The organism is Achromobacter pulmonis (genome assembly GCF_021733725.1).
GTDB classification, from domain to species: Bacteria; Pseudomonadota; Gammaproteobacteria; order Burkholderiales; family Burkholderiaceae_B; genus Achromobacter; species Achromobacter pulmonis.
The window spans coordinates 5,558,014-5,579,944 of sequence record NZ_JAIFOT010000001.1 but is presented as its reverse complement, the minus strand read 5'-3'; the positions used below and the strand labels follow the sequence as shown (position 1 = coordinate 5,579,944).

Genomic DNA, 21,931 nt, shown 5'->3' with positions numbered 1-21,931 from the left:
GTCAGGCCAGGGCGCGGTCCAGGGCGGCGCGCGCCAGGATACGGGTCGAGTCCAGCGTCGGCAGGGCGCAATTGGCGTCGTTCAGCACCAGCGGCAGTTCGGTGCAGCCCAGCACCACGGCATCGCAGCCGGCCTCGCGCAGCCGCGTCACCACGCCTTGCAGCAAGGCCACCGATTCGGGCTTGAAGACGCCGTAGACCAGTTCGTCCATGATGATGCGCGCCAGCAGGTCGCGATCGGCCGGCGCGGGGCGCACGTAGTCCAGGCCGCGCGCTTGCAGCTTGTCGGGGTAGACCGGACTGTCGACCAGCCAGCGCGTGCCCAGGATGCCGATGCGGCGCAGGCCGCGCGCGGCGGCTTCGGCGGCGACCTGTTCGGCGATGTGCAGCCAGGGCAGCGGCGAATGGGGCAGCACGTGGCCCAGCGCCTGGTGGATGGTGTTGTCGGGGCAGATCAGGAAGTCCGCGCCGGCGCGCGCCAGCTTGCCGGCGGATGCCAGCATCAGCGCGCCCACGCCAGCCGGATCATTGCGTTCCAGGCACGTCACGTAGTCCGCCAGCGACAGGCCGTGCAGCGACACTTCGGGGTGCGCGTGCGGCCCCAGGCGCTGCGCGCCTTCGGCGCAGATCGTGCGGTAGCAGAGCGCGGCGCCTTCGGCCGAGCAGGCGACGATGCCGATATGCAGGGGGGAACGAGCGGGCATGCGGGGCTCCATGGCGGCCGGGTCAGGCGGCGGGTCTGGACAAGGCCCGCACGTGGCGGGCGATCTGGCGGAACTGCTCGGCCATGGCGTCCTGCTGCGCCGGCGGCAGCTGCGACAGGAACAGTTCGTCGATGGCCGGGCCATACACCTTCCACATCTTGCGGCGCAGCGCCAGGCCGTCCGGCGTGATGCGGGCGTAGGTGGCGCGGCGGTCCTCGTCCGAACGGAAGCGCTCGACCAGCCCGGCGGCCTCGATGCGGTCCATCAGGCGCGTCAGGTTGTAGCGCGCGATGACCATGCGCTCGGCGATCTCGAACATGCGCGCGGTGCCTTGCGGCGCGCGTTCCAGCGCCCACAGCGCGTCGTACCACGCCAGCGGCGGCAGGCTGGCGGCAGCCAGTCGTTTTTCGATTTCTTCCACCACCAGCGCATGCGCGGTCAGCAAGAGGCTCCACGCGTCGGGCTTTCCCGTGGCCATGCGGTCGCTTCCTTTTCCAGAGATTTCGTTGTTCCGGATTGTAGAGGCCCGGGGCCGGCGTGCGGGCAGCAGGCCGGCCGCTAGCGGGACGCGGGCCCGTGGCCGCCGTGGCGAGCGCCTTGGAATAGTTGCACTTGCAATTGTTCAAAAACCTCAATACGATTGCAATTGCACATTATGCAAATGCAATTCACGATGTGAAAAGACGGCGCCGGCCGTTCGTGTCCGGGCGCCGCTTGCGCACCACAAGGAGGATGCCCATGGAACCCGAGATCGACGGCGTCGACATCGACCCCGAAGAAACCAGCGAATGGCTGGACGCGATGCAGGCAGTGCTGGCGCACGAAGGCCTGCCGCGCACGCACTATCTGCTGGACCGCCTGCTCGAGCAGGACCGCGCCCGCAGCGGCGGCTACGCCGCGGCCAGCGTCACGCCCTACGTCAACACCATCGGCCTGCCGGCGCAGGCGCCGTTTCCCGGCGACCCCGCGATCGAAGCGCGGCTGGACGCCTACCTGCGCTGGAACGCCATGGCCATGGTGCTGCGCGCCGGCAAGCATTCGGGCGTGGGCGGACACATCGCCACCTACGCCTCGGCCACCACCCTGTACGAAACCGGCTACCGCCATTTCTTCCGCGCCGCCACCCCGGATTTCCTGGGCGACATGCTCTACATCCAGGGCCACTCGGCGCCCGGCATCTACGCCCGCGCCTACCTGGAAGGACGCCTGTCCGAGGACGAACTCGACCGCTTTCGCCGCGAGATCGGCGGGGGCGGGCTGGCGTCATATCCGCATCCGCGCACCATGCCCGGGTTCTGGCAGTTCCCGACCGTATCGATGGGCCTGGGCCCGCTGATGGCGGCCTACCAGGCGCGCTACATGCGCTACCTGGAAGACCGCGGCCTGATCGCGGCGCAGGACCGGCGCGTCTGGGGCTTCCTGGGCGACGGCGAGCAGGACCAGCCCGAGACGCTGGCGGCGGTCGCCATGGCCGGCCGCGAAAAGCTCGACAACCTGATCTTCGTGGTCAATTGCAACCTGCAGCGCCTGGATGGCCCGGTGCGCGGCAATGCCAAGATCATCCAGGAACTCGAAAGCGTCTACCGCGGCGCCGGCTGGAACGTCATCAAGGTGATCTGGGGCGGCGGCTGGGACGCGCTGCTGGCGCAGGATCACGACGGCCGCCTGCGGCGGCGCATGATGCAATGCGTGGACGGTGAATACCAGGTGTTCAAGGCGCGCGGCGGCGCTTATGTGCGCGAGCATTTCTTCGGCGCCGACCCGGTATTGCTGCAACGCGTGGCGCATCTGAGCGATGACGAGATCGGCGCGCTCAACCGTGGCGGCCATGATCCGGTCAAGATGCACGCGGCCTACGCCGCGGCGCTGGCGCATCGCGGCCAGCCCACCGTGATCCTGGCCAAGACGGTCAAGGGCTACGGCATGGGCGCGGCCGGCGAGGCCGCCAACACCAACCACCAGCAGAAGAAAATGGCCGATCCGGCAGTGCGGGCGTTCCGCGACCGCTTCGGCATCCCGGTGCCGGACGAGCGCCTGGCGGAGATCCCGTACATCAAACCGGAACCCGGCACGCCCGAACAGGTTTACCTGGAGGCGGCCACCCGGCGCGCCGGCGGTCACCTGCCGCGGCGTCCGGCCGGCCCCGGCCCGCAGGCCACGCCGGACCTGGCCGCCTTCGCCGCGCATCTGAAGGGCAGCGACGGCCGCGAATTCTCCACCACCATGGCGTTCGTGCGCATCCTGGCGCAACTGCTCAAGGACCCGCAGATCGGCGCGCGCGTGGTGCCCATCGTGCCCGATGAATCGCGCACCTTCGGCATGGATGGCATGTTCCGCCAGGTCGGCATCTATTCGCACGTGGGCCAGCTCTATACGCCGCAGGACGCCGACCAGCTCAGCGTCTACCGCGAGGACCGGCGCGGGCAGATCCTGCAGGAAGGCATCAACGAGTCGGGCGCGATGGCATCCTGGATCGCCGCCGCCACCGCCTACAGCACGCATGGGGTGGCCACGATCCCGTTCTACATCTTTTATTCGATGTTCGGCTTCCAGCGCGTCGGCGACCTGGCCTGGGCGGCGGGCGACATCCGCGCGCGCGGCTTCCTGCTGGGCGCGACCTCGGGCCGCACCACGCTGGAGGGCGAGGGCCTGCAGCACGACGACGGCCACAGCCACGTGCTGGCCTCGGTGATCCCGTGCTGCATCGCCTACGATCCGGCCTACGCCTACGAGATCGCGGTGATCGTGCAGGACGGCCTGCGCCGCATGTACCAGCAGGAGGAAGACATCTTCTACTACCTGACGCTGATCAACGAGAAGACCGCCCATCCGCCGATGCCGCAAGGCGCGGAGGCCGGCATCCTGAAGGGCATGTACCGCCTGCGCGAGGGGGGAGCGGGCGAAGTGCGCGCGCAACTGCTGGGCAGCGGCGCCATCCTGGGCGAGACGCTGGCCGCCGCTGATCTGCTGCAACAGGACTTCGGCGTGGCGGCCGACGTCTGGAGCGTCACCAGCTACTCGGAATTGCGCCGCGACGGCCAGGAGATCGAGCGCTGGAATCGCCTGCATCCGCGGGATGCGGCGCGCCTGGGGTTCGTCGAGACCGCCCTGGCCGATACCCGGGGCCCGGTGGTGGCGGCCACCGACTACATGAAGACGGTGGCCGAGCAGATCCGCCCATTCGTGGGGCGCCGCTACGTGACGCTGGGCACTGACGGCTTCGGCCGCTCAGACACGCGTCAGGCGCTGCGGGCGTTTTTCGAGGTGGACCGGCATCACATTGTGCTGGCCACGCTCAAGGCGCTGGCGGACGACGGGGTGTTGCCGGCGGCGCGGGCGGCCGAGGCGATCCGGCGCTACGGGCTGGACCCGGAGGCCTTGTCGGCGGCCTTGCCTTGAGGGGCCGGGCGCCAGGAAGGGGCCCCCCGCGCCGGCGCCGGCAAGCCGCGGGGGCGCGGCGCGCCAGGGGTCAGGCGCGGCGCGCCAGCAGCGCCCAGACGCCTGCGGCCGACAGCAGTGTGCCGCCGCCCAGGTTGAAGCCGCGCTGTGCGCGCGGCGATGCCAGCAGGCGCCTCGCCGAGCCGGCGAACAGCGCGTAGGCGGCGGCGTTGATGCCCGCGCAGGTCACGAAGGTGGCCGACAGCGTCCACAACTGGCGCGTCACGTCGCCGGCCGGATCGAGGAACTGCGGCAGGAAGGCGACGAAGAAAATGATGCCCTTGGGGTTGAGCGCCGTCACCAGATAGGTGTTGGCGAACAGCTTCCAGCGCGAACCGGCCGCGCCGGCCTGGGGCAGGGCGGCGGGCGATACGCCAGCGCGCAGCAGCTTGAAACCCAGGTACAGCAGGTACAGGCCGCCGATGGTCTTGACCACCGTGAACCAGAATGCCGAGGCCGCCAGCAGCGCGCCCAGGCCCAGCAGCGACAGCGCCAGGGCGGTGGAATCGCCCAGCGCCACCGCCAGCACCAGCGGCAGGCGCGCGCGCCTGCCATGGGTGAGGGAGTAGCTGATGACGGTCAGGATGGTGGGGCCGGGCAGCATCAGCAGCAGGGCGGATGCGCCGACGAAAGCCAGCCAGGTTTCGAGCGACATGGATCGGACTCCGTGAAAGGCGGGCGGCCAGTGCGCCCCTGGCTGTCACTGTAGCCCAAGGGCGCCCGTTCCTGCCACTTGCCGGCGGTCGGGCCGGGCGGCCCGGCCTGGCGCGTCAGGCTCGAGCCGGCGCGCGCGGGCGCGCTGGTGCAAAATAGCGCTTCTCCCGACAGTGAACGCGTCCCGGCAGCGGGACGGCGAAGGAAACACCATGGCATTCGATTTCGACCTGTTTGTGATCGGCGCGGGCTCCGGCGGCGTGCGCGCGGCCCGTTTCGCGGCCGGTTTCGGCGCCCGCGTGGCGGTGGCCGAAAGCCGCTACCTGGGCGGCACTTGCGTCAACGTGGGCTGCGTGCCCAAGAAGCTGCTGGTCTACGGCGCCCACTACAGCGAAGACTTCGAGCAGGCCCACGGCTTCGGCTGGAGCGCTGGCCAACCCAGCTTCGACTGGCCCACGCTGATCGCCAACAAAAACCGCGAGATCGAGCGTCTTAACGGCATTTACCGCAATCTGCTGGTCAATAGCGGCGTGACGCTGCTGGAAGCCCACGCCCGCATCAAGGACCCGCACACTGTCGAGGTCGACGGCAAGACCTACACCGCCGGCCACATCCTGGTGGCCACCGGCGGCTGGCCGCAGGTGCCGGACATCCCGGGTAAGGAACACGCCATCACCTCGAACGAGGCCTTTTTCCTGAAGACGCTGCCGCGCCGCGTGCTGGTGGTGGGCGGCGGCTACATCGCGGTCGAGTTCGCGTCCATCTTCAACGGCATGGGCGCGCAGACCACCCAGGTCTATCGCGGCCCGCTGTTCCTGCGCGGCTTCGACCAGGCGGTGCGCGAGCACCTGCGCGACGAACTGGTCAAGAAGGGCATCGACCTGAAGTTCGACGCCGACGTGGCGCGCATCGACAAGCGCGCCGATGGCACCCTGGCCGCCACGCTCAAGGATGGCAGCGTGATCGAGACCGATTGCGTGTTCTACGCCACCGGCCGCCGGCCGATGCTGGACAACCTGGGCCTGGAGAACACCGGCGTCACGCTCGACGACAAGGGCTTCATCGCGGTGGACGACGAATACCGCACCAGCGAACCGTCGATCCTGGCGATCGGCGACGTCATCGGCCGCGTGCCGCTGACGCCGGTGGCGCTGGCCGAGGGCATGGCGGTGGCGCGCCGCCTGTTCCGTCCCGAGGAATACCGCAAGGTCGACTACAAGCTGATCCCCACCGCCGTGTTCAGCCTGCCCAACATCGGCACCGTCGGCATGACCACCGAAGAGGCGCGCGCCGCCGGCCACACGGTCAAGCTGTTCGAAAGCCGCTTCCGCCCCATGAAGCTGACGCTGACCGAGTCGCAGGAAAAGACCCTGATGAAGCTGATCGTCGATGCCGACACCGACAAGGTGCTGGGCGTGCACATGGTCGGCCCGGATGCTGGCGAGATCGTGCAGGGCATCGCCATCGCGCTCAAGGCCGGCGCCACCAAGCGCGTGTTCGACGACACCATCGGCATCCACCCGACCGCGGCCGAAGAGTTCGTGACGCTGCGCACGCCGGTCGCGGACTGAGGCCGGCGCCGGCTTTGCGTGCCGGCCCTTGGCGCTGGCACGCCGGGCCGGCTACAGCCGCTCGATCATGGCGCGCGCCGCCGCCGGCGCGCGTTCCTTGGCGCCATTGATGAAGAACGCAAACACATCGCGCGGATGGGGCGCGCCGGCCGGCTTGCGCGGGTCGACCCGTGGCAGGTCGGCCGGATCGCCGCCCTGCGCCCAGGCGCGCAGGCGCCCGGCCCACGCGTCCAGCACCTTGGGCGCATAACCGGCCTTGAAGGCGGTGCTGGCCCGCATCAGCCGGGCATAGACGAAATCGGCCGTGCGGTCGGCCAGCGACGGGAAGTCCTCGCTGTCGGTGTAGACCGTGGCCACGCCATGGCGCCGCGCCAGCGCCAGGTAGGGCTCGCAGGCGAAGCTGGCGTGGCGCACGTCCATCACGTGGCGCAGCGGCAGGCCGTCGACCTGGTCCGGCAGCAGCGCCAGGAAGGCGCCGAAGTCGTCGGCGTCGAACACCTTGGTGGGCGCGAACTGCCACACGATCGGTCCTAGCTTGGAACCCAGTTCGGCGATGCCGCCATGCACGAAGCGGCGCACGGATTCGCCGGCGCCGGCCAGCTCGCGCCGGTTGGTGGCGTAGCGCAAGGCCTTGAGCGAGAACACGAAATCGTCAGGCGTCTCGTCGCGCCATTTGGCGAAGGTGGCCGGTTTCTGGCTGCTGTAGTAGGTGCCGTTGACCTCGATGGCGCCGAGCTGGCGGCTGGCGTATTCGAGTTCACGCGCTTGCGGCAGGCCGTCGGGATAGAAGGGACCGCGCCAGGGCGCGTAGGTCCAGCCGCCGATGCCGATACGGATGGCGCCGGCGCGAGGGGCGGCGGGCGGGGATGACGATCGGGGCGGCATGGGGGTGGGTCCTCCCGGGGCTGGCGGCGCGACCCGACCACTGTATCCCGGCCGGCGCGCCGCTCCCATCCGGCCACATTTAAATGCGGGGCGATTGTTGTATCGGGGCCTCGCCCGGCCGGCCCGCATCCGCCGCGCCCGACCCGCTGTGCCGCCCCGAAGAAATCCCGCTGTACCGATACAGATTTCGGATAATGTGCCAAGTCATCTCCCACTACCGGCCGGCGGGCGCCGGCGCATCATGCCTGATATCACCCATCTCCTGACGTTCGCCCTGGTCGCGCTGGGCATGGTGCTCACGCCGGGGCCCAACATGATCTACCTGGTGTCGCGCTCGATCTCGCAAGGGCCCAAGGCCGGCCTGATCTCGCTGTCCGGCGTGGCGGTCGGATTCATCTTCTACGTGCTGTGCGCGGCCTTCGGCCTGACGGTGCTGCTGATGTCGGTGCCCTACGCCTACGACGCGCTGCGCTTTGGCGGCGCGCTATACCTGATGTACCTGGCCTGGCAGGCGGTGCGCCCGGGCGGCCGCTCGCCGTTCCAGGTGCGCGAACTGCCGGCCAGCCGTCCGCGCACGCTGTTCATGATGGGGCTGCTGACCAATTTGCTCAATCCCAAGATCGCCGTGCTGTACGTGTCGCTGCTGCCGCAGTTCATCCAGCCCGAGCACGGCAGCGTGTTCACGCAGTCGCTTGCGCTGGGACTGACACAGGTCGCCATCAGCCTGTCGGTCAATGCCGTCATCGCCATCATGGCCGGGTCCATCGCCGGCTTCCTGGGCCGCCGGCCGCTGTGGATCGCGATTCAGCGCTGGCTGATGGGCACGGTGCTGGCCGCGCTGGCCGTGCGCATGGCGCTGGACTCGCGCCGTTGAAGCGGGGCGTTGCGCCGCCGCGCCCTGGCGCGCGCCGTCGGCCGCGGATCGTGCCGGTGACGCCTCCGGCCGCGGCTCAGGTCCGCAGGGCCGCGGCCAGCTTGCCCAATTGCCGGATCAGCGCCGGGAAACGGTCGGCGCTGGTGTTGCCATAGCCGATCACCAGGCCATTGTCCTGCGGCCGCGGGGTGATGGCGAAGCTGGACAGCGCGTTGGGGTTCATGCCCAGCCGCCGTGCGTGCTCGACCACGACGCGGTCCGGCACGTCCGGCGGCAGCCGCACGGTCAGGTGCAGGCCGCTGTGGCCGCCCAGCACTTCGTGGTCGACGCCCAGGTGCCGCGCCAGTGCGTCGCGCAGGGCCGCCTGGCGGTCGCGGTACAGCCGCCGCATGCGGCCCAGGTGGCGCGAGAACTGGCCATTGTCGATGAAGGCGGCCATGGTCAGTTGCTCCAGCCGGTGTCCGCCGCGCAGCATTTCCGTGATCGACGGCATGGCCGGCCCGGCGATGGCCTGTGGCAGCACCAGAAAGCCCAGCCGCAGCGCGGGGAACATGGTCTTGCTGAACGTGCCCACGTACAGCACCGGCGCGTCCGGCAGCAGGCCCTGCATCGCGGCGATGGGCTCGCCCTGGTGGCGGAATTCGCTGTCGTAGTCGTCCTCGATGATCCAGGCGCCGGCGCGGCGCGCCCGTTCCAGCAGGTCGAGCCGGCGCGCCAAAGACAGCACCGCGCCGGTCGGGTACTGATGCGTCGGCGTGGTCTGGATCAGGCGCGGCGGCCGGGTGCGCCAGTCGTCTTCGCCGATGGTCAGGCCGTCGGCGTCGACCCGCATCGCCACGACGTTCAGGTCGCCCGCGTGGAAGGCCGACTTGGCGCCCCGGTAGCCGGGTTCCTCCAGCCAGGCGGTGTCGCCCGGGTTGGTCAGCAGTTGCACGCACAGCGCCAGCGCGCCCTGCGCGCCTTCGGTGATGACGATGCGCGAGGCATCGCAGTTGACCCCGCGCGACACCCGCAGGTACTGGGCGATGGCTTCGCGCAGCGCCGGTTCGCCCACGGGCGGGCCATAGCCCAGGGTGGCGGCCGGAGCGGCCTGCAGCGCCCGGTCCTGGGCCCGGCGCCACGCGTTGAGGGGGAACTGCGTCAACGCCGGCGTGCCGGGCGTGAGAGGCAGCGCGCCGTCGTTGGGCGCGCGCGTCGACACGATGCGCGACAGCCGCGTGGCGGTGCGCAGGGCCGGCGCGCGGGGGGAGCTGGCCAGCCCGGCGGCCTGTTCGGCGGCTTGCTGGCCGGCCTGTTTCGCGGCGCTGGCGGCGGCGGCCGAGAGCGGCGCCACGCGGGTGCCCTGGCGGTCGGCGACGACATAGCCTTCGGCGGTCAGCTGCTCGTAGGCGATCAGCACCGTGTTGCGCGAGATGTCCAGTTCGTCGGCCAGCACGCGCGAGGCCGGCAGCTTGCCGCCCGCGGGCAACTGGCCGGCCAATATGGCCTGCTTGAGCCGCTGGATCAGCTGGCGCTGGCGCGGCAGGGCGCCCGGCCCGCGCGCCAGGGGGCTGGAGAGCAGGGCGATGCGATCGGTCATGGCTCTATTAAATTTAGCTATCGTGGTGCTTTTTATCATGCCACGGTTTGGCTATCGTGACAGCATGCCAGTCAAAAAGCCCTGGCGCGCGTCCGCCCGTGGCGGCGGCGTTTCACAACCCCCTGGATGAGGCCTCGCAGCATGCAACCCCGCGTCAACGCATTCGAACAACCCATCGGCCCCGACCTGCCCGGCTGGACGCCGCGCCCGCGCCCGCCGGTGGCGCCCGCGCAGGGCCGCTACTGCCGCCTGGAGCCGCTGTCGGCCGAGCGCCATGCGGCGGACCTGTATGCCGCCTTCAGCCAGGCCCCCGATGGACGCGACTGGACCTACATGAGCGTCGGCCCGTTCGCCGACGCGCCCGCCTACCGCCAGTTCGCCGAGCAGGCGCAGGCCCATGCCGCCAGCGACCCCATGCATCACGCCGTCATCGACCTGGCCAGCGGCCGCGCGATCGGCTCGCTGTCGCTGATGCGCATCGACCCGGCCAGCGGCGTGATCGAGGTTGGCTTCGTGGCGTTTTCGCCGCGGCTCAAGCGCACCCGCATCGCCACCGAGGCGCAGTTCCTGCTGATGCGGCGCGCCTTCGACGAACTGGGCTACCGCCGCTACGAATGGAAGTGCGACAGCCTGAATGCGCCGTCGCGCGCCGCCGCCGCGCGTCTCGGTTTCCAGTTCGAAGGCATCTTCCGCCAGGCCACGGTCTACAAGGGCCGCAGCCGCGACACCGCCTGGTTCTCGATCATCGACAGTGAATGGCCGGCGCTGCGCGCCGCCTACGAAAGCTGGCTCGATCCCGCCAACTTCGACGCCGAAGGCAACCAGCGCCAGGGCCTGGCGGACCTGATCGCCCGGGAAAAGGCCGCGTGCGCCTGATTCCCGTTGCGCTGGCGCTGTTCTGGGGCCTGAACTGGCCGGCGGTCAAGATCGTGTTGTCGATCTGCCCGCCATTCACCCTGCGGCTGCTGGGGCTGGGCAGCGGCGCCTTGCTGCTGCTGGCCTTGGCGCGCGCCAAGGGGGTGCCGTTGCTGCCGCCGCGCGCGTCGTGGCCGGGCATCGTCATCGGCGGCGTCCTGGCCGTGGCGGTGTTCAACCTGGCGGTGGCCTGGGCCCAGCTCAGCACCAGCACCTCGCGCGCCGCGGTGCTGACCTTCACCATGCCGATGATGTCCGCGTTGCTGGCCTGGGCCGTGCTGGGCGAGCGGCCCGACCGCCGCCGCGGCCTGGCGCTGCTGTTGGGCGCGGCGGGCGTGGCGGTGCTGGCCTGGCCGGTGCTGCGCGCCATCTTCGCCGATCACGATCCGGCCGCCGCGCGCGGCCTGGTGTTTCCGCTCACCGCCGCCTTCGGGTGGGCCGCCGGCACGGTCTACCTGAAGCGCTGGCCGGTGATGGGGCACCGCATTGTGGTGACGGCGTGGCAGCTGGCGGTGGGCGCGGCCTGCGCGCTGGCCGGCGTGTTGCTGGCGGGCGAGTCGTTGCCGACGCGGGGCTGGAGCCCGCGGGTGGCCACGGCGCTGACATTCCACATCGTGCTGGGCACGGCGGTGGCGTACTGGTTGTGGTTCGTGCTGAGCGAACGGGTCAGCGCCACGGTGGCGGCCTTGACCACGCTGATGGTGCCGGTGGTCGGCGTGCTGGGGGCGATGGCGCTAGTGGGCGATCGCCCCGGCGCGGCCGACTGGTGGGGCTTCGCGCTGGTGCTGGCGGGCGCGGCGCTGATCGTCCTGAACCTGGGCGGCGCGCGCCGGGCTTGAAAGCCGGCGCGCCAGCCCGGGGGCGGCATCGCGCCGGCTCAGGCCCGCCGGCCGCGCCGCAGCGCCTCGCGCAGCAGGCCGGCGCCGCTCACCAGCGAGATGCCGGCCAGCACCATCAGCGCGCCCGCCACGAAAGCGCCATCCAGCGGCTCGTCCAGGATCAGCACGCCGAACGACACGCCGAACAGCGGCGTCATGAACGACAGGATCGACAGGCGCGAAGCCAGGTAGCGCCGCAGCAGCCAGAACCAGGCCAGATAGCTCGACAGCGCCACCACCACTGCCTGAAACCCGACGCTCAGCATGGCCGACGGGGTGTAGCGGATGCCGGCGTTGCCGGTGGCCGCCGCATAGACCAGCAGCACCAGCGCGGCGACCGCCATTTGATAGAACAGGGTCTTGGACGGCGCCGCTTCCGACAGCGACGTGCGGCGGATGGCCACGGTGGTGGCGCCCCACAGCAGCCCGCCCAGCAGGCCGAGCGCGTCGCCCAGCAGCATGTTGCTGGCGGCGCCGGCCGACGGCTGGCCATTGCCCAGGAAGGCCACGGCGATGCCGCCGAACGCCAGCGCCACGCCCACCCATTGCAGCGGCGCCATGCGCTCCTCGGGCACGCGCCAGTGCAGGCCCAGCGCGGTGAAGATCGGCGCGGTGTAAAGGAACACCGACATGTGCGAGGCGGTGGTGTAGACCAGTCCCTGCGCGATCGCCAGGAATTCGAAGCCGAACAGCAGGCCCGCCAGCACGCCGGCGCCCAGCGTGCCATCGCGCAGCGCGCGCGAACCTTCGGCGCGCCACACCACCGCGCCCAGCACCAGCGCGGCAAAGGCCGAGCGGAGGCCGACCTGCATGATGGGCGAGATGTCGGCGGCCACCAGCTTGATGGCGATCTGCTGGAAGCCCCAGCACACGCACAGCAGCAGCATCACGCCGGTGGCCAGCGCGTCCAGCGGGCGGCGGCTGGGGGCCAGGGCCGCGGCCGCGTTCAAGGCAGTTCGGCCGGGTAGCTATCCAGCGCCAGTCCGATCTGCTGGCGCAGGTCCCATTCGGCCAGGCTGGCCTGTACCGGGCCGAAGAAGGCGCCGTCGCGGGTCACGAACATGGCCGGCAGGTGGAAGACCTCGTAGCGTTCGACCAGGCCGCCGTTTTCGCCGGCGTCGACCCAGCACACCCGCTGCACCGGCAGCGCCAGCTTGGGCAGTTGTTCGCGCGCGATGCGGCAGGTGCCGCAGGTACGGCTGTGGAACACCAGCAGCGTCAGCCCCGGGGCGTCCAGCAGGTAGCGGTCGGCGGTGCTGTCGTTCAGTTCTATCTGTTCCATGGTGGTGTCTGGGTGAGGGTTATCGGGACAGCACGCGATCCAGCTCCCGCACGGTCTGGTACAGCACGCGCGTGCCATCCAGCAACTGCGCCGGCTCGATCCATTCCTCGGGGCAGTGGCTGCGCCCGTTCAGGCAAGGGATGAAGATCATGCCGATGGGACCGGTGGGCGCCATGTAGACGGCGTCGTGGCCGGCGCCGCTGGGCAGGCGCATGCTGGCGTAGCCGAGCTGGTCGGCGGCGGCCTGCACCGCGTCCATCACTTGCGGCGCGCAGTCGGTGGGCCGGGCCCGGCTCAGCGGCACGACACCGGCGGTCAGGCGCAGCGCCTTCAGGTCGGCGGCCACGCCGGCCATCAGGGTCTCGGGGAAGGCATCGAGCACCGCGTCGCTGTCGCTGCGCATTTCCAGCGTCAGCTCGACGCGGCCGGGCACGGCATTGGCGGCGTTGGGCGTCATGGCCAGCTTGCCGACCGTGGCCACGACGTAATGCGGATTGCCGCTGGCGGCGCTGGCCTGGCGGCTGGCGGCGTCGACGATGCGGGCCGCGCCGACCAGGGCATCGCGGCGGATGTCCATGGGCGTGGTGCCGGCGTGATCGGGCTGGCCCTCGACCGTGATCAGCACGCGGCGGATGCCGACAATATTGGTGACCACGCCGATCGGCAGTTGGCGGCTTTCCAGCACCGGGCCTTGCTCGATGTGCAGTTCGACGAAGGCGGCGGTGCCGCCCGCGCCGCGCAGGGGCGCGGCCAGCGCGGCGGGATCGCCGCCGATGCGGGCGATGCCCTGCGCCAGCGTCTCGCCGTCGGCGTTGCGCGCGGCCAGCATGTCGGCGCTCAACTGGCCGCTCAGGGCGCGGCTGCCGACGCAGGAGATGCCGTAGTCGCTGGGTTCTTCCGACAGGAAGTCGATGACCTCGAAGGGGTGCTCCAGTTCGATGCCGTGTTCCTGCATGGTGTGGGCGACCTCGATGCCGGCCAGCACGCCGATGATGCCGTCGAAGCGGCCGCCGCTCATGACGGTGTCGCAGTGCGAGCCGGTGGCGATGGGCTTGCGTTGCGGGTTGCGGCCGGCGCGGGTGCCGATGAGGTTGCCGCCGGCGTCCAGGCGGGTCGCCAGGCCGGCGGCCTCGAACTGGCCGCGCAGCCATTCACGCGCTTGCAGGAACAGCGGTGAAAACGCGCGGCGGGTCCAGGGCTGGTCGGGCAGGGTGTAACGCGACAGGGCTTCGATACGGGCCCAGAGGCGTTCGGCGTTCAAGGGAGGCAAGGATGGCAAAGCGGGCGAGGCGGTGGGCATGGAGGTTCCAGGAAATGCATCGGCGATTATGGCATGTGGGACACGCGGCGCCGCACCAGCCCCAGGTTCGCGCGGCGTGCCCAGCGCTGCATCATCAGCACCGCCACCACCGCCAGCCCGATGGCCAGTCCGCTCCAGACGCCGACACCGCGCCAGCCGGCCTGGAACGCCAGCCAGGCGCCGCACGGCAGGCCCACGCCCCAATAGCCGATTGCCGCGTAGATCATCGGCACGCGCGTATCGTGCAGGCCGCGCAGCATGCCCGCGCCCAGCACCTGCGCGCCGTCGACGATCTGGAATACCGCCGCCACCGCCAGATAGCTGACCGCGAAGGCCAGCACCCTGGCGTTGGCCGGGTCATGCACGTCCATGAATACCGATACCAGCGCGTACGGCACGGTCACCATCAAGGCCGCGGCGATCGCCATCGATCCGATGCCCAGGCCGAACGCGGTCCAGCCGGCGCGCGTCACGCCCGCGCCGTCTCCCGCGCCCTGGGCGTAGCCGACCCGCACCGTGGCGGCCTGCGCCACGCCGTAGGGAATCATGAAGGTCACGCTGGCGATCTGGATGGCGATGGCGTGCGCCGCCAGCTCGGCCTCGCCCAGCCAGCCGATGAGGAAGGCGGCGGCGTTGAAGATGGTGACTTCGAACGCGGTCGCCACGGCGATCGGCAGGCCCAGTTTCCAGAACGCCCGCAGGCGCGGCCAGTCGGGCTTGAACAGGTCGCCGAACAGCCGGTAGCGCCGGAAGCGGCGGCCGCGCAGCACCACGATGACCATGCCCAGGAACAGCGACAGGCTGGCCAGGGCGCTGGCGATGCCAGCGCCGATCAGGCCCATGGCCGGCACCCCCAGGTTGCCGAACACCAGCACCCAGTTGCCGAACACGTTGAACAGGATCGCGCCCACCGCCACGATGAAGGCCGAGCGCGGCTGCTGCAGCGCGGCCACGAACGAGCGCAGCACCAGAAAGCCCAGGAACGGCGGCATGGCCCACAGCAGCGCGCGCAGATACTGCCCGGCCGGCGCGGCCAGCTCGGGCGGCTGGCGCAACAGCAGCAGGATGTGTTCGCCGAACCACAGCGCCAGGCAGCCTGGCACCGAAATCAGCGCCGCGCTCCAGAAACCCTGGCGCACCGTGCGGCGCACCTCGCGTACCGAATTGCGGCGCGCGCCTTCGGCATGCGCGGCCATCGGCGCGGTGGCGCTGACCAGGCCCAGGGCAAAGAAGGCAATCGCCGCATACAGGTTGGCGCCCAGCGCGCTGGCCGCCAGCGGTTGCGAGCCCAGGTGGCCGATGAACATCACGTCGGTCACCGTCATCGCGATCTGCGCCAGGTTGGTCAGCACCAGCGGCAGGCTCAGCAGCAGGGTGGCGACGATTTCACGTTTCCAGGCGGCGCGGCGTAGGGCGGGCATGCGGCTTCTCTTGTGGACGAAGCCCGCATCTTAAACGCCGTTACGGGTTAACCCGGATATTCCCCCTGGCCCGCGCGGGGCATCGCCGACCAGGCGGCCGTGTCGCGCGTCAGGACGCGCGCCAGGCGGGCGCGCGTTTTTCCAGGAAGGCGCTCACGCCTTCGCGCGCTTCATCCGAGGCGCGCACCGCGGCGATGCGTTCGACCGAATCGGCCACCAGCGCGTCGTCCAGCGGCCGGCCGGCGAAGTCGCGCACCAACCGCTTGCTGGCCTGCACCGCCTGGGGGCCGTTGTCGCACAATGCGCGGCAGACGGCCTCGGCTTCGTCCCGCAATTGCGCCAGCGGCACCACGCCATGCAGCAGCCCCATGCGGTATGCGGCGGCGGCGTCGAAGCGCTCGGCGGTCAGGAAGTAGCGGTTGGCGGCGCGTTCGCCCATGGCGCGGATCACGTAGGGGCTGATGGTGGCCGGCAGCAGGCCCAGGCGGGTTTCCGACAGGCAGAACTGCGCCGGGTCGGCGGCGATGGCGACGTCGCAGGCCGCCACCAGGCCCATGCCGCCGGCGTAGGCATCGCCGTTGACCGCGGCCACCACGGGCTTGGGGCAGGACCAGATGACGCGCAACATCTGCGCCAGGCGGCCGGCGTCGGCGCGATTGTCGGCGTCGGTCAGCGTGGCCATCTTGCGCATCCAGTTCAGGTCGCCGCCGGCGCAGAAGGCCTTGCCCGCGCCGGTCAGCAGCAGCACCCGCACCGCCGGGTCGTCCGCCGCTTCGCGCACGGCCGTGGTCAGGGCCGCGATCAGCGTCTCGTCGAAGGCGTTGCGCCTGTCCGGGCGGTTCAGCGTCAGGCGGGCGACGGGGCCGTCGCGCTCCACCAGCAGCGGGGGGGGCGGCGTGGTCATGCGGCTCTTCCTATTGTTGATTCAGGCTCAATTAATAACCTGATATCACCTATTGTTTCCATAGGGTAATACGCCTACGGGATACGTTTTTGGGTCAGCTATTGAGTTATCCTCAACAAATAATAACGGAGCGAGACATGAACCCTTCTCACGACGGTGCCGCCGCCACGACGCGCTACGCGTCGGTCTTCCGGCCGGGCTTGTTCGAGGGCAAGACCGTCATGGTCACTGGCGGCGGCAGCGGCCTGGGCCGCTGCACCGCACATGAGCTGGCCTCGCTGGGCGCGCGCCTGGCGCTAGTGGGCCGCAAGCTGGAAAAGCTGCAGGCCGCGCACGACGCGCTTGCCCGCATCTATCCCGAGACCGCCGGCCGCATTACGCTGCACGCCTGCGACATCCGCGTCGAAGCCGGCGTGCGCGGCGCGGTGGCCGACGCGCTGGCCGCGCACGGCGCCATCGACGGGCTGTTCAACTGCGCCGGCGGCCAGTTCCCGGCGCCGCTGGACCAGATCAGCTTCAATGGCTGGAACGCGGTGGTGCAGAACAACCTGCACGGCACCTTCCTGGTGGCGCGCGAGGTCTATACCCAGCACATGCGCCAACATGGCGGCGCCATCGTCAACATGCTGGCCGACATCTGGGGCGGCATGCCCGGCATGGGGCATTCCGGCGCGGCCCGCGCCGGCGTCTGGAACCTGACCGAGACGGCGGCCTGCGAATGGGCCCATGCCGGCGTGCGCGTGAACGCGGTGGCGCCCGGCTGGATCGCCTCCAGCGGCATGGACAGCTACGGCGAGGATTACCGCGCGGTGCTGCGCGGCCTGGCCGCCAAGGTGCCGCTGCAGCGCTTCGGCACCGAGGCCGAGCTGGCGGCGGCGGTGGTGTTCCTGCTGTCGCCGGCGGCGGCCTTCATCAACGGCAGCGTCATCCGCGTCGATGGCGGCGTGCCCAACGCGCGCCATTCCTGGACCCTGCCGCCGGCCGAGCGCGGCGAAACCTTCGACGGCTTTCCTCAGTACGCGCCGCCGTCCTTGTTCTCGGCGGACTGAAGCCGATGCAGGGCGTCTTGCACCTCGCCACGGAATTGCGCCAGCGCCAGCGCATCGCGGCGCGGCGGCTGCAAGGCCTGCCACAGGAAGTCGACCAACAGGTCGGCGGTGGCCGCCACGTCCACGCGCGTGCCGCGCAGGATGGCGTCCCACAGCACATGTTCCATCGGGCCGTAGATCGCCGAGCGCAGCAGGCGCAGCGGCATGTCGCGGCGCACGTGGCCGTCGGCCTGGCCTTGCGCCAGGATGCGCATCAGCGGCGCGGTGTAGCGCCGCTGCAGGCCGGCGTAGATCTCGCCGAAATCGTCGTTGCGGGCGCGGCCTTCGGACAGGATGAAGGCGCACAGCCCGGTGCCCTCGGCCAGCAGGTGGCGCAGGTGCGCATGCACCAGGTAGTGCAGTTGGGCCCGCGCGCCCTGCACGTGCGGCAGGTAGTCCTCGACCTTGGCGATGATCTCGTCGTACCAGTCGCTGATGACGCGCACGCACAGCTCGCGCTTGCCGCCGAAATAGGTGAACACCGTGGCTTCGGACACGCCCAGCCGCTGCGCGATCTCGGTGGTGGTGGCGGCCTGGAAGCCGGCCTCGGAAAACACCTGCCGCGCGACCCGCAGGATGTCCCGTATCCGTTGCTCGGACTTGGCGCTGGCCGGCGGGCGGCGCATCGGGACGGCGGCGGTTTTTTCCATGGGGGCGGCGGGGAAGGGGCGATAGCCAAGGCTTACTATCATAACGACCAAAAATAACGACCATAAAAACAACGACACGGAGACCGATGCATCATGCTGTCCAGAACCGAAACCTACGCGCAGTTGGCGGCGTCCTTCCAATGGCGCGTGCCGGCGGCCTACAACATCGGCGTGGACGCCTGCGACAAGTGGGCCGATGGCAGCGGCCGGCTGGCGCTGATCCACGAGAAAAGCGACGGCAGCCAGACGCGCTACAGCTTCGACCAGATCAAGGCGCGCGCCAACCAGTTGGCCAACGCGCTGCGGCGCCAGGGCGTGCGGCGCGGCGACCGCGTGGCGGTGTACCTGCCGCAGGCGCCCGAGACCGCCGTGACCCACATCGCTGTCTACAAGCTGGGCGCGGTGGCGGTGCCGCTGTTCACCTTGTTCGGCGTCGACGCCATCCAATACCGGCTGGCCGACAGCGGCGCGGCCGCGCTGGTCACCGACGCCGAGGGCTGCCGCCGCCTGCGGGAGATCCGCGCCTCGCTGCCGGCCCTGAAGACGCTCTATTGCATCGACGGTCCGGGCGAGGGCGGCGCGCTGTCGTTCCACGCGGCGCTGGACGCGGAGTCCGAACAGTTCGCGCCCGAGCCCACCGCCGCCGACGATCCGGCCGTCATCATCTACACCTCGGGCACCACCGGCAAGCCCAAGGGCGCGTTGCACGCGCACCGCGTGCTGCTGGGCCACCTGCCGGGCGTGGAGATGTCGCACGAATTCTTCCCCGAGCAGGCCAGGCTGATGTGGACACCGGCCGACTGGGCCTGGATCGGCGGCCTGCTGGACGTGCTGCTGCCGGCCTGGCACCACGGCGTGCCGGTGCTGGCGCGGCGCTTCGAGAAATTCGACGGCGCCGCGGCCTTCGACCTGATGGCGCGCCATGGCGTCACCCACACCTTCCTGCCGCCCACCGCGCTCAAGATGATGCGCGGCGTCTCTAATCCGCCCGCGCCCGGCGCGCTGGCGCTGCGCTCGGTGGCCAGCGGCGGCGAATCGCTGGGCGCCGAGTTGATCGATTGGGGCCGCCGCGTGCTGGGCGTGACCATCAACGAGTTCTACGGCCAGACCGAATGCAACATGCTGGTGTCGTCGTGCTCGTCGCTGTTCGAACCGCGCATCGGCAGCATCGGCCGCGCCGCGCCCGGCCACCGGGTCGCCATCGTGGATGAGCGGGGCGTCGAAATGGCCGATGGTCAGGAGGGCAATATCGGCGTATTGCGGCCCGATCCGGTAATGTTCCTGGGCTACTGGAACAATCCCCCGGCCACCGCCGAGAAGTTCGCCGGCGATTACCTGCTGACCGGCGACATGGGGGTGCGCGATGCCGATGGCTTCATCCGCTTCGTCGGCCGCAACGACGACGTCATCACCAGCGCGGGCTACCGCATCGGCCCCGGGCCGATCGAGGACTGCCTGCTGGGCCATCCCGCGGTGCGCATGGCCGCCGTGGTGGGCGTGCCCGATGCCGAGCGCACCGAGGTGGTGATGGCGTATGTGGTGCTGCACGACGGCGTGGTCGGCGACGACGCGCTGATCAAGGCCTTGCAGGCGCACGTGCGCACCCGCCTGGCGGCGCACGAATATCCGCGCCGCATCCGCTTTGTAACCAGTTTGCCGACCACCGCCACCGGCAAGATCATTCGCCGTTCCCTGCGCGATGGCAGCTACGCCTGAGCCGTGGCGGGGCGGGAAAATCCGGGTGACAAACCCGGTGACAAACTCGTCCGTTTGGTCGGGTTGACGGCCTGCCCGCCGCTGCAAGTATGATGGCGCAAACATGTATACGGCCCCAGTCAAACGGGGCCGTATCGCCATCAGCCTAAGTATGGAGATAACCCTGATGAATAAGCCCTTGGACGGGGCCCTGGCGGCCTTGAACGTACCCGCGTACGTCAAGCACCGCGGCCTGATCGACTGGGTCGCCAGTGTGGTGGCGCTGGCCAAGCCGGACCGCGTCGAGTGGTGCGATGGCTCGCAGGAAGAGTACGACCGCCTGTGCGAGCAGATGGTCCAGGCCGGCACCATGCGCCGGCTCAATCCGGCCAAGCGGCCCAATTCGTTCCTGGCCTGTTCCGATCCGTCGGACGTGGCGCGGGTCGAAGACCGCACCTTCATCTGCGCCGACCGTCCCGAGGACGCCGGCCCCACCAACAACTGGGCCGAACCGGCCGAGATGCGCGCCACGCTCAACGGCCTGTTCGACGGCGCCATGCGTGGCCGCACGCTGTACGTGGTGCCGTTCTCGATGGGCCCGCTGGGCTCGGACATCGCCCACATCGGCGTCGAACTGTCCGACAGCCCCTATGTCGTGGTCAACATGCGCATCATGACGCGCATGGGCAAGCAGGTGTACGACGTGCTCGGCGCCGAAGGCGACTTCGTGCCCTGCGTGCATTCGGTCGGCAAGCCGCTGGCCGCCGGCGAGGCCGACGTGGCCTGGCCTTGCAACGCCACCAAGTACATCGTCCACTTTCCCAAGAGCCGCGAGATCTGGAGCTTCGGCTCGGGCTACGGCGGCAACGCGCTGCTGGGCAAGAAGTGCTTCGCGCTGCGTATCGCCTCCACCATGGGCCGCGACCAGGGCTGGCTGGCCGAACACATGCTGATCCTGGGCGTGACCTCGCCCAAGGGCCGCAAGTACCACGTTGCCGCCGCCTTCCCGTCGGCCTGCGGCAAGACCAACTTCGCCATGCTGATCCCGCCGCAGGGCATGGACGGCTGGAAGGTCACCACCATCGGCGACGACATCGCCTGGATCAAGCCGGGCGCCGACGGCCGCCTGCACGCCATCAACCCCGAGGCCGGCTATTTCGGCGTGGCCCCGGGCACCAGCGAGCAGACCAACTTCAACGCCATGGCCACGCTCAAGGCCAACGTCATCTTCACCAACGTCGCCCTGACCGACGACGGCGACGTCTGGTGGGAAGGCATGACCGACACGCCGCCGGCCCACCTGATCGACTGGCAGGGCCAGGACTGGACCCCCGCCATCGCCCGCGAAACCGGCCGCAAGGCCGCCCATCCCAATGCGCGCTTCACCGCCCCGGCGGCGCAGTGCCCGTCGATCGACCCCGAATGGGAAAACCCGCAGGGCGTGGTGATCGACGCCTTCATCTTCGGCGGCCGCCGCTCCACCACCGTGCCGCTGGTGACCGAGGCGCGCAACTGGGTCGAAGGCGTCTACATGGCCGCCACCATGGGCTCGGAAACCACCGCCGCGGCCGTTGGCCAGCAGGGCGTGGTGCGGCGCGACCCGTTCGCCATGCTGCCGTTCTGCGGCTACAACATGAGCGACTACTTCACGCACTGGCTCAAGCTGGGCAAGCAGCTCGAGGCCGCCGGCGCCGCGCTGCCGCGCATCTACTGCGTCAACTGGTTCCGCAAGGGCCCGGACGGCAAGTTCGTCTGGCCCGGCTTCGGCGAGAACATGCGCGTGCTGCGCTGGATGCTGGGCCGCATCGACGGCCAGGCCGGCGGCGTCGACCAGGTGTTCGGCATCTCGCCCAGCTACCAGGACATTGACTGGACCGGCCTGGAATTCAGCCCTGACAAGTTCGAACAGGTCATGTCGGTGGACGATGGCGCCTGGCGCGACGAACTGGCGCTGCACGACGCGCTGTTCGGCCAGTTGGCCCAGGGCCTGCCGGAAGACCTGCCCGCCACCAAGACCCGGATCGAAGGCCGCCTGGCCGCCTGAGGCTGGCGCGCCTGCGCCGGCCGCGCCTAGGCCGGCCGCGCCCGGCCACA

General features: G+C 70.2%; 19 protein-coding genes. 8 read left to right on the top strand and 11 right to left on the bottom strand.

The window, feature by feature from the left end; translation table 11 throughout:
* Nucleotide 1: 1 nt before the first annotated feature.
* Together K2W61_RS25695 and K2W61_RS25690 are read right to left on the bottom strand one after the other, a co-directional pair.
* On the bottom strand, nucleotides 2-703 hold the full coding sequence (locus K2W61_RS25695) for an aspartate/glutamate racemase family protein (protein WP_236756812.1): 702 nt from the start codon (nucleotides 701-703) through the stop codon (nucleotides 2-4).
* A gap of 22 nt (nucleotides 704-725) precedes the next feature.
* On the bottom strand, nucleotides 726-1,181 hold the full coding sequence (locus tag K2W61_RS25690) for a MarR family winged helix-turn-helix transcriptional regulator (protein WP_175131744.1): 456 nt from the start codon (nucleotides 1,179-1,181) through the stop codon (nucleotides 726-728).
* 260 nt (nucleotides 1,182-1,441) lie between these two features.
* Here K2W61_RS25690 and aceE point away from each other — a divergent pair, with 260 nt between their 5' ends.
* The gene (aceE, locus tag K2W61_RS25685) at nucleotides 1,442-4,102 is read left to right on the top strand and encodes a pyruvate dehydrogenase (acetyl-transferring), homodimeric type (RefSeq protein WP_236756811.1); all 2,661 of its coding nucleotides are present in this window, start codon (nucleotides 1,442-1,444) and stop codon (nucleotides 4,100-4,102) included.
* Nucleotides 4,103-4,172: 70 nt separating this feature from the next.
* Here the strand turns inward: aceE and K2W61_RS25680 are convergent, their stop codons facing one another.
* Entirely contained in the window at nucleotides 4,173-4,796 is a 624-nt protein-coding gene (locus K2W61_RS25680; protein ID WP_175131746.1) for a LysE family translocator, read from the bottom strand.
* Nucleotides 4,797-5,007: 211 nt separating this feature from the next.
* Here K2W61_RS25680 and gorA point away from each other — a divergent pair, with 211 nt between their 5' ends.
* A complete protein-coding gene (gene gorA, locus K2W61_RS25675; protein ID WP_175131747.1) occupies nucleotides 5,008-6,366 on the top strand; it encodes a glutathione-disulfide reductase in 1,359 nt (452 codons plus the stop codon).
* 51 nt (nucleotides 6,367-6,417) lie between these two features.
* Here gorA and K2W61_RS25670 read toward each other — a convergent pair whose 3' ends face one another.
* Nucleotides 6,418-7,251 (bottom strand): DUF72 domain-containing protein, encoded by an 834-nt coding sequence (locus tag K2W61_RS25670; protein WP_236756810.1) that lies wholly within the window; start codon nucleotides 7,249-7,251, stop codon nucleotides 6,418-6,420.
* Between the two features lie 241 nt (nucleotides 7,252-7,492).
* Between K2W61_RS25670 and K2W61_RS25665 the strand changes: the two genes are divergently transcribed.
* Complete coding sequence (locus K2W61_RS25665; protein WP_175141119.1) at nucleotides 7,493-8,125, top strand: LysE family translocator; 633 nt, start codon at nucleotides 7,493-7,495, stop codon at nucleotides 8,123-8,125.
* 76 nt (nucleotides 8,126-8,201) lie between these two features.
* Here K2W61_RS25665 and pdxR read toward each other — a convergent pair whose 3' ends face one another.
* Entirely contained in the window at nucleotides 8,202-9,743 is a 1,542-nt protein-coding gene (gene pdxR, locus K2W61_RS25660; RefSeq protein WP_175131750.1) for a MocR-like pyridoxine biosynthesis transcription factor PdxR, read from the bottom strand.
* A gap of 102 nt (nucleotides 9,744-9,845) precedes the next feature.
* Between pdxR and K2W61_RS25655 the strand changes: the two genes are divergently transcribed.
* Together K2W61_RS25655 and K2W61_RS25650 are read left to right on the top strand one after the other, a co-directional pair.
* Complete coding sequence (locus K2W61_RS25655; protein ID WP_175141121.1) at nucleotides 9,846-10,580, top strand: GNAT family N-acetyltransferase; 735 nt, start codon at nucleotides 9,846-9,848, stop codon at nucleotides 10,578-10,580.
* The gene (locus tag K2W61_RS25650; protein ID WP_175131752.1) at nucleotides 10,571-11,458 is read left to right on the top strand and encodes a DMT family transporter; all 888 of its coding nucleotides are present in this window, start codon (nucleotides 10,571-10,573) and stop codon (nucleotides 11,456-11,458) included. The genes K2W61_RS25655 and K2W61_RS25650 overlap by 10 nt, the downstream gene beginning before the upstream one ends.
* Nucleotides 11,459-11,496: 38 nt before the next feature.
* On the opposite strand, the gene K2W61_RS25645 is transcribed toward K2W61_RS25650, so the two are convergent.
* From K2W61_RS25645 to K2W61_RS25625, 5 genes are all read right to left on the bottom strand, one after another.
* A complete protein-coding gene (locus K2W61_RS25645) occupies nucleotides 11,497-12,384 on the bottom strand; it encodes a DMT family transporter (protein ID WP_175131969.1) in 888 nt (295 codons plus the stop codon).
* A gap of 59 nt (nucleotides 12,385-12,443) precedes the next feature.
* Nucleotides 12,444-12,779, bottom strand: coding sequence for a thioredoxin family protein (locus K2W61_RS25640; RefSeq protein ID WP_175131753.1), 336 nt, complete (start codon nucleotides 12,777-12,779; stop codon nucleotides 12,444-12,446).
* 19 nt (nucleotides 12,780-12,798) lie between these two features.
* Entirely contained in the window at nucleotides 12,799-14,079 is a 1,281-nt protein-coding gene (locus K2W61_RS25635; protein ID WP_236756809.1) for a Zn-dependent hydrolase, read from the bottom strand.
* A 26-nt stretch (nucleotides 14,080-14,105) separates the two neighbouring features.
* A complete protein-coding gene (locus tag K2W61_RS25630; RefSeq protein ID WP_175131755.1) occupies nucleotides 14,106-15,500 on the bottom strand; it encodes an MATE family efflux transporter in 1,395 nt (464 codons plus the stop codon).
* 109 nt (nucleotides 15,501-15,609) lie between these two features.
* Nucleotides 15,610-16,404 carry an enoyl-CoA hydratase/isomerase family protein gene (locus tag K2W61_RS25625; protein ID WP_175131756.1) on the bottom strand — a complete coding sequence of 265 codons (795 nt, stop codon included), beginning with the start codon at nucleotides 16,402-16,404 and terminating at the stop codon, nucleotides 15,610-15,612.
* Nucleotides 16,405-16,541: 137 nt separating this feature from the next.
* Between K2W61_RS25625 and K2W61_RS25620 the strand changes: the two genes are divergently transcribed.
* Entirely contained in the window at nucleotides 16,542-17,453 is a 912-nt protein-coding gene (locus tag K2W61_RS25620) for an SDR family oxidoreductase (RefSeq protein WP_175131757.1), read from the top strand.
* On the opposite strand, the gene K2W61_RS25615 is transcribed toward K2W61_RS25620, so the two are convergent.
* A complete protein-coding gene (locus K2W61_RS25615) occupies nucleotides 17,417-18,142 on the bottom strand; it encodes a TetR/AcrR family transcriptional regulator (RefSeq protein ID WP_175131758.1) in 726 nt (241 codons plus the stop codon). The two genes, K2W61_RS25620 and K2W61_RS25615, sit on opposite strands and share 37 nt — an antisense overlap.
* Before the next feature lie 93 nt (nucleotides 18,143-18,235).
* On the opposite strand from K2W61_RS25615, the gene K2W61_RS25610 reads away from it, so the two are divergent.
* Nucleotides 18,236-19,858, top strand: a complete 1,623-nt coding sequence (locus tag K2W61_RS25610) for an acyl-CoA synthetase (protein ID WP_175131759.1) — start codon at nucleotides 18,236-18,238, stop codon at nucleotides 19,856-19,858.
* A gap of 166 nt (nucleotides 19,859-20,024) precedes the next feature.
* Nucleotides 20,025-21,881, top strand: coding sequence for a phosphoenolpyruvate carboxykinase (GTP) (locus tag K2W61_RS25605; protein ID WP_236756808.1), 1,857 nt, complete (start codon nucleotides 20,025-20,027; stop codon nucleotides 21,879-21,881).
* The last annotated feature ends 50 nt before the right edge of the window (nucleotides 21,882-21,931 follow it).